The following is a 6,306-nucleotide window of genomic DNA, read 5'->3' as shown; positions in this document are numbered from 1 at the left end:
GTATGTAACATCGCAAGTGTCCTCATTTCGAGGACAGTCGATGGCCTTTGCGCGCTGCTGTTTCCCAACCATCGTACGGCCTGCTGTGCGATTTCAGGACGGGAGTCCTGATCATGCGCAGCAAAGAACGCACCGATATATACACGCGCGTCACCAACGAGATCGTTGCCGCCATCGAGGCAGGGGCGGGCTCGTGGACAATGCCGTGGCATCACGATGGATCAGCGACCTCGCGCCCCATCAACGCCGGCACCGGCAAGGCTTACCGGGGATCCAACATTCTCAGCTTGTGGATCGCGGCGCAGGCTGCAGGCTACAGTTCCGGACGCTGGGCCAGCTATCGTCAGTGGCAAGCGCTGGGAGCCCAGGTTCGCAAGGGCGAGCAGGCCACCACGATTGTCTTCTGGAAGGTCAACGATCGCGGCGAGGATGCCGATGACCGGGATTCCGAGCAGGAGGGGCGTGGCCGCGCTCGCATGTTTGCGCGGGGGTACAGCGTTTTCAACGAGGCGCAGGTAGAGGGTTATGCTCCACCAACCATCGATCTCCTGTCCGACGATGCGCGGATGCGGAACGCCGATATCTTTTGGGGCAACCTTGGCATTGAGTGCCGGCATGGCGGCAACGAGGCGTACTATATTCCTTCGGAAGATCGCGTGCAAATGCCACCCTTCGCACAGTTCAGGGAGCCTGCCGCTTATTATGGCACGCTTTTCCATGAAGGTCTGCATGCCACAGGAGCGGCGTCCCGCTGCGACCGTGATCTGTCCGGCAGGTTCGGATCGGACAGATATGCAGCGGAGGAGGCCATCGCAGATCTGGGAGCCGCCTTGGTCATGGCAGATCTCGGTATCGCGCACCATCCACGGCCGGACCATGCGGCGTACATCGCGTCCTGGCTACGCGTGCTCAAGGCCGACGCTCGCGCGATTTTCACGCTGGCGAGCAAAGCGCAGGCGGCAGCTGACTGGATGCATACGCAGCAGCCCGAACAACTCAGCGTGGCTGCATGATGGCACCTGCGGTGGATGCCTCAGGCATTCGCCGCAGGAGCGCCGTGAGCCGATCCTCTGCGCTTCGGGCGCGGTGCAACAGCGTCAGGTTCTCGCTGGCGAGTTCGCGCCGCTCCTCGGCGTGACGCCGGGCATCGGCCCTGAGGTGCGTCAGCTCGGTCTCGAGCGTGGCGATGCGCGCTGCCAGGTCGCGTGCGGGCGTGCCTGGTCCTGCCGCAGCTTCGATCTCGTCGAGGATGTCCCGATGGCTCGTATAGAGCGGATTGCGACTGCGTCCCGCTTCGCGCGCGACCGAAGTCGGCGTGATCTTCACCACGCGTCCCGCATGGTCGGCGTGGCGCCCTTCGCCGCGCACCAGCCTCGCCAGCGCCGCCCGGTAGCTCCTTGCCGCGGATTGCCAGCGCTGCCCCTGATCATCCTTGCCCATCGTCATCTCCGATTTGCGTGAGCACCCGCTCGCATTGTCCGATCGCCTCATTGAGCACGGCCGCCGTCATCGGATTGGCCTCCGGCAACAGCGCAGCATTGCGTCTCCGGCGATCCCGCCAGTAGGCTCCGTGCTTCGCTTCGATCACCATGTTGGCGCATGAGAGGCAGACCGCCGGCGCTCGTCCGACCTCATTCGGTTGCAGTTCGCCGCCGCAGCGGGAGGTCTCCTGCTGGAACACGCACCAGCCATAGTCGCAGGCATGGATGCGAAGATCAGTCTCCTTGAGGATGAACGCAACATAGTCTCGGCGTACCTGTTCTCCCGCGCGGCCGCGGAACCGGGCGTTTCCGGCGACGATACGTTCGCCCATCTTGCCGCCGAGCCGTTTCGCGGCGAGCAGGCGATCGAGGGCGGCTGCGGTTTCGGCGCGGGCTTCGTGGTCGATGAGGCCATGCAGGTCGAAGTCGTTGCCGACGTAGCCCCGCGCGGTCATGGCAACGGAAGCATGCTTGAAGTGCTCGGCCAGGCCCAGAAGCTGGGTACGGTCGCGCCTGGCAATAAACCGGGCAAAGGTCTTACGGAACTGGTGCGTGCTGAACCTCCAGGGTTTCCCATCATGATCGGGGATGCCGACATGCCGCGCAAAGTCATTGATGCGCCAGGCGATATGCATGTGCGTCACCGGCACGATTTGGCCATACTGCGTGTTCTTCACCAGGAACAGATCGTCGCGGCCCGAGGCTTCGCGCAGCGGCGCGCTCAGCTGCTCGAGCAGCTCCACCGCGCGCACGACCGGTGCCGGGGCAACCCAGCGCTCCCTACGGCCATCGAGATCATCGACAGTCTTGAACAGCCGGGACACGACATATGCCTGATTAACGCCGGTTTCGCCGATCGGGTGATGCTCGATTGCCCCTGTTTTCATTGACAGGATTTCGCTGGACCGCATCCCGACGAAGCCCGCGATCAAGATATAGCACGCCTCGACGAGGTGGACGGCGGCGTGCCGAACTGCATAGGCGCCATCGAACCGTTCGCCCGATGGTCCGGCCAGCGATGCGAGCCTCAGCGCCGCTCTAACATGATCAGATGCCTGGCGCTTGCCGCGCCGCAGACCCTGCGCTCGCGCTTCGCGGCGGATCGTTTCGGCTGCGACGATCGTATCGCCATGCTCCTCGACCCACCGCAGGGCTTCGCTCAGGATTGCAACGGCCACGTCTTCGGGGATGAACGGTATGACGCCCTTGGTCGCCCTGGTGTGGCCGGCGGCCTCATAGGTCGTTTCCAGCGGCAGCGGATCGACCAGTGGCGCATCGTTCAGCTTTTCCCGCTGACGATAAAGGTCTTTGATCACGAGCAGATAGTTCGTGATTGTGGCAGTTGAGATATTGCCTTTGCCTCCGCCGGCGCGTGCAGGACGACTGCGCAACCATTTGCAAAGTTGTTCGACCGAAGCTGGATCGATCCCGGCAAAGCGCGAGTGTCCTTCGCATGCCATCCATTCCAGCAGCGCGCGCAGCAACATTGCTTTGTGATGGATCGACGCCGGAGACGAGCGTTTGCGCCCTGATGGAGGATGATAGTGCATCGACCAGAGGAAGTGCTTGGCGGCGCGGACAAGCTGAGCATGATCACTGTTCCCGATGCGCGTGTGCTCCGGCATGGCCAACGCCCAACTGAACCGCTTCTGATCCGCGCGGCGACCCGCAGTGCGGATATCGAGCCGCCATTCATCGTCGCCGAACCGGCTCCACGGGGAAAGCCGCGCATCCTCCCAGGATGGCGACGACTGCGTGAGTGGGTGGGGGTGCTGGTTCATTCGACTGGCGGCAGCTGTGGCAGTGACATCCTCGAAACTGCTTCGAGCATCGCCTCGCAGAACCGGGGCAGGATATCGCGCTCGAGGATTTCCAGCTTGGGTGCATAAAGCAGCCGCCAGCGTTCGGGAGCCATGGCGGCACGCGCGTCGGTGAGCGCTGCCCGCGTCGCCAGCAGGCGAACCAGCACGTCCTCGTTGAGCGGGATCACGGCATTGGGGCAGGTGAAGCATCCGAGCCAGGCCGTACACAGCTCGCCCTTGCGCTGTCCCTCGGCAGCGCCGGCAAGGGGATCGCTACAGATAAATCCGCCTGCGGTCGCGTGGCGCAGATCGGGAAGCACCTCCGTCCCGGGCGGGGACTCGACATCGCCCCGGACCATTTCCACAAACCGGGCTTGCAACCTGCCGATTGCCAGCGCTTGCGCCTTTCGGACGCGGGGCCGGTCCACATAGCGCTGTGTCGTGTCTGGAGTAGCATGGTTGGCCAGCACTTGCGTCTTCAGGATATCATGCCCGAGCCGCTCGTGCGCTAGTGTGAGCCCCGATGCGCGCAGCGCCGCCAGCGTCAGTTTGAGCGGCTTGCCATCGTCGCCCAGCAGGCCATGGCGCTCCACAAACCGCCGGGTAAGTTTCGTGGCCAGATAGCCGGGGATCACACCGACTCTGCGAGACCCGTGTATCATCCCGGTGAGGAAGAGATAACTCTGGTCGCGGCGTGGCGTATGCGACACCAGCCTTTCGGTCATAGCCAGAACCTGATCGATCAGCACGGGCACCGAGGAGCTTTTGTCGCGCAGGAAGCTGCGGCGCTGTTCACGTCCCGCGCGCCCCTTGCGCCAACTGACCAGAACCCTGCCTTCGAGCAGCAGATGCTCGCTCAGGCAGTCGCGCCGCATCAGCCTGAGGGCCTCGGCATTTGCAAAGGTTTGCGCGCCGATGGCGATCATATAGGCAACGATCGTATCCGGCAGCGCAAACAGCCGCCCCGCGATTTCGCCCATGCCACCATGGCGGATCATGGCGAAGTGGAGATGCGAGAGGCCCGCGCCCTTTCTCAACATGTCGCCGACTTTGGGTGGCACGCCGCCGAACCGACCGTCGATCACCGCGAGCATGACCCCGATATCGTCGAGATCGAGCTTGGCGAGGTCGGGTTCGGAGACAATGGCCTTGCGATCGACCCGAGCCAGCGCAGCGCGGCCTTCCTCGAACAGTGCCCAGGCTGTTTCGATGTCCCGATGGGCCGCCGTGAGCACGCGTTCCATTTCATCGCGGCTCAGTGCCTCACGCTGGCGCGCTTCCGCATTCTTGCGGGGGAACGGATTGAACGGGATTTCGAGTTCGGGGTGAACCAGGTCGGGCCGGTTGCGCTTGAGCCAGGCCATGTGCTGCTTGATGATCGACCAGACAGTATACCGTGACCCCTTGCTCCAGGGCCTCGTGCCGAGCCAAACGATAAACGCATTGAGAATGCCGCTATCGACGTCGCGCGTGGCTAAGATGGCGGAATCGTATTCGGCAAGGAACGCAAACCAGAACTTCAAAGTACGGAACGCTGAGCCTCTGTTGGCCGGTTGTTTGGCAGCATAGTGATGCCGGAACGCGAGCGCCCACTCGGCAGCCATCGTCGGCCGATCGAAGATCGAGAAGTCGAACGCGCATTCGAGCTGGCCGTCGGCATCTACGACATTGACCAGCAATGCGCCCGGATTGCCGATCAGCGGCTTCGGCGATGGCTCGACCCGGTAGTCCTTTTGCCGACGCGGCATTACAGCAGCGCCGCATAGAGATCGTCGACCGAGGTCTCGATTGCCGAGAGGTCGGTTTCGACAACGCGCAGGTATACCGCGGTGGTTGCCAGATCGGCGTGGCCGAGCAGCACCTGCAACGCGAGCAAGGGATTGAGTTCGGGATTGGCCCGGGCTTCGCGTTGCAGGAACCGCAGCATGGCGGCGGCGAAGGTATGTCGCAGCGCATGGAACGTCGCCGTCACACCCGCTGCCTCGGCGGCAGCCGTGAACATCGCGCCAACCCTGCGCGGTTTCATGGGCTGCCCCCGACAAGTCAGGAACAGAGCCTCGGGATCGCGATCTGCCCGTTTTGTCGCCGCACGACGGACGAGGACCGCCCGCTCTTCCCGCACATAGGCACGGGTACGATCGACCAGCGGGGCCGGTGGATATATTATTCGCGACCGCCCACCCTTGGTTTCGTCGATCTGCACTGGCACCATCGGTTCACTGCCGGCCCCTTTCAGATGACGCACGGTCAGGCCCGCCACTTCCATCCGACGGATTCCCGTAGTCACTGCCCATTCAACGATCAGTCTGTCGCGTGCCGGCATTGCGGCCATGATGCGCCGGATCGCTTCCGGCGCGAGCGGGCGCGGCAACATCGGCATATGCCGCACGGTAAGCTCGTTGGCCCGGATTCGACCGCCGGTGGCATCGACATGGGCCAGGAACGCCTGCGGGCGACTGCGCGACAACGCGATTTCCTGGCTTGCGAACGGGACCTGCTTCATCAGTCCGGTCGCCACGCTCCAGCGGTAGAAACGCCCTATGGTCCTGAGCCGCCCGTTGATTGTACTGCGTGCCAGCGGTCTGCCGCTGTCGCCACGGGGCCGGAGCATCTGATCGCGATAGGCGGCCAGTTCGCCAGGACCGACCTCGTCCCAGGCCCAGCCATTGGCCTCTAGCGTCTGCCACCAGTCGTAGAGAGCTTCAGCGTAGGTTCGCCAGGTCTGCGGGCTGCGGGTCCTGCCGCGCACCAAAGCAACGTGCATCAGCCATGCGCAGGCCGGTTCGACGAGCCGCATCCGGGCGTCGAGCAGCATCGGGACATTCTCCACCGATGATCCGTCGGGCCGGAATGCAGGCGTCGAGAACAACAGCTGCGCCATACCCACTCCCAAGATTGCAACCGGACAGGAAGGGCCCTCGGGCCCTCCCTGTCCGGCAGAGAAGAGGGGGCTCGGATCATGTGTCCTGCTTGATTGGCAGAAGAGGACAGAAAGGACACGTTATGGATGGGACCTACCACGA

At 63.6% G+C, this 6,306-nt stretch carries 5 protein-coding genes; 1 reads left to right on the top strand and 4 read right to left on the bottom strand.

Annotated elements, in window-relative coordinates; translation table 11 throughout:
* Positions 1-113 precede the first annotated feature (113 nt).
* Complete coding sequence (locus AX708_RS12670) at positions 114-1,013, top strand: ArdC family protein (RefSeq protein ID WP_039338227.1); 900 nt, start codon at positions 114-116, stop codon at positions 1,011-1,013.
* Here the strand turns inward: AX708_RS12670 and AX708_RS12665 are convergent.
* From AX708_RS12665 to AX708_RS12650, 4 genes are read right to left on the bottom strand one after another with little or no spacing between them, the layout of a single operon-like run.
* Positions 997-1,446 carry a hypothetical protein gene (locus AX708_RS12665; protein ID WP_233999656.1) on the bottom strand — a complete coding sequence of 150 codons (450 nt, stop codon included), beginning with the start codon at positions 1,444-1,446 and terminating at the stop codon, positions 997-999. The two genes, AX708_RS12670 and AX708_RS12665, sit on opposite strands and share 17 nt — an antisense overlap.
* Positions 1,427-3,262 carry a hypothetical protein gene (locus tag AX708_RS12660; protein ID WP_039338224.1) on the bottom strand — a complete coding sequence of 612 codons (1,836 nt, stop codon included), beginning with the start codon at positions 3,260-3,262 and terminating at the stop codon, positions 1,427-1,429. The genes AX708_RS12665 and AX708_RS12660 overlap by 20 nt, the downstream gene beginning before the upstream one ends.
* Positions 3,259-5,031, bottom strand: coding sequence for a site-specific integrase (locus AX708_RS12655; RefSeq protein ID WP_039338044.1), 1,773 nt, complete (start codon positions 5,029-5,031; stop codon positions 3,259-3,261). The genes AX708_RS12660 and AX708_RS12655 overlap by 4 nt, the downstream gene beginning before the upstream one ends.
* Positions 5,031-6,164, bottom strand: coding sequence for a tyrosine-type recombinase/integrase (locus AX708_RS12650; RefSeq protein WP_039338042.1), 1,134 nt, complete (start codon positions 6,162-6,164; stop codon positions 5,031-5,033). The genes AX708_RS12655 and AX708_RS12650 overlap by 1 nt, the downstream gene beginning before the upstream one ends.
* Between the last annotated feature and the right edge of the window lie 142 nt (positions 6,165-6,306).

It is taken from the genome of Erythrobacter sp. CCH5-A1, assembly GCF_001557115.1.
In the GTDB taxonomy this organism is placed as follows: Bacteria; Pseudomonadota; Alphaproteobacteria; order Sphingomonadales; family Sphingomonadaceae; genus Erythrobacter.
The sequence above is the reverse complement of the archived record's forward strand: the minus strand, read 5'-3'. Positions and strand labels throughout refer to the sequence as shown.

Bases quoted from the DNA above. Each gene is read 5' to 3' on its own strand.
- AX708_RS12670 (WP_039338227.1), top strand. From the start codon at position 114: ATGCGCAGCAAAGAACGCACCGATATATACACGCGCGTCACCAACGAG.
- AX708_RS12665 (WP_233999656.1), bottom strand. From the start codon at position 1,446: ATGACGATGGGCAAGGATGATCAGGGGCAGCGCTGGCAATCCGCGGCA.
- AX708_RS12660 (WP_039338224.1), bottom strand. From the start codon at position 3,262: ATGAACCAGCACCCCCACCCACTCACGCAGTCGTCGCCATCCTGGGAG.
- AX708_RS12655 (WP_039338044.1), bottom strand. From the start codon at position 5,031: ATGCCGCGTCGGCAAAAGGACTACCGGGTCGAGCCATCGCCGAAGCCG.
- AX708_RS12650 (WP_039338042.1), bottom strand. From the start codon at position 6,164: ATGGCGCAGCTGTTGTTCTCGACGCCTGCATTCCGGCCCGACGGATCA.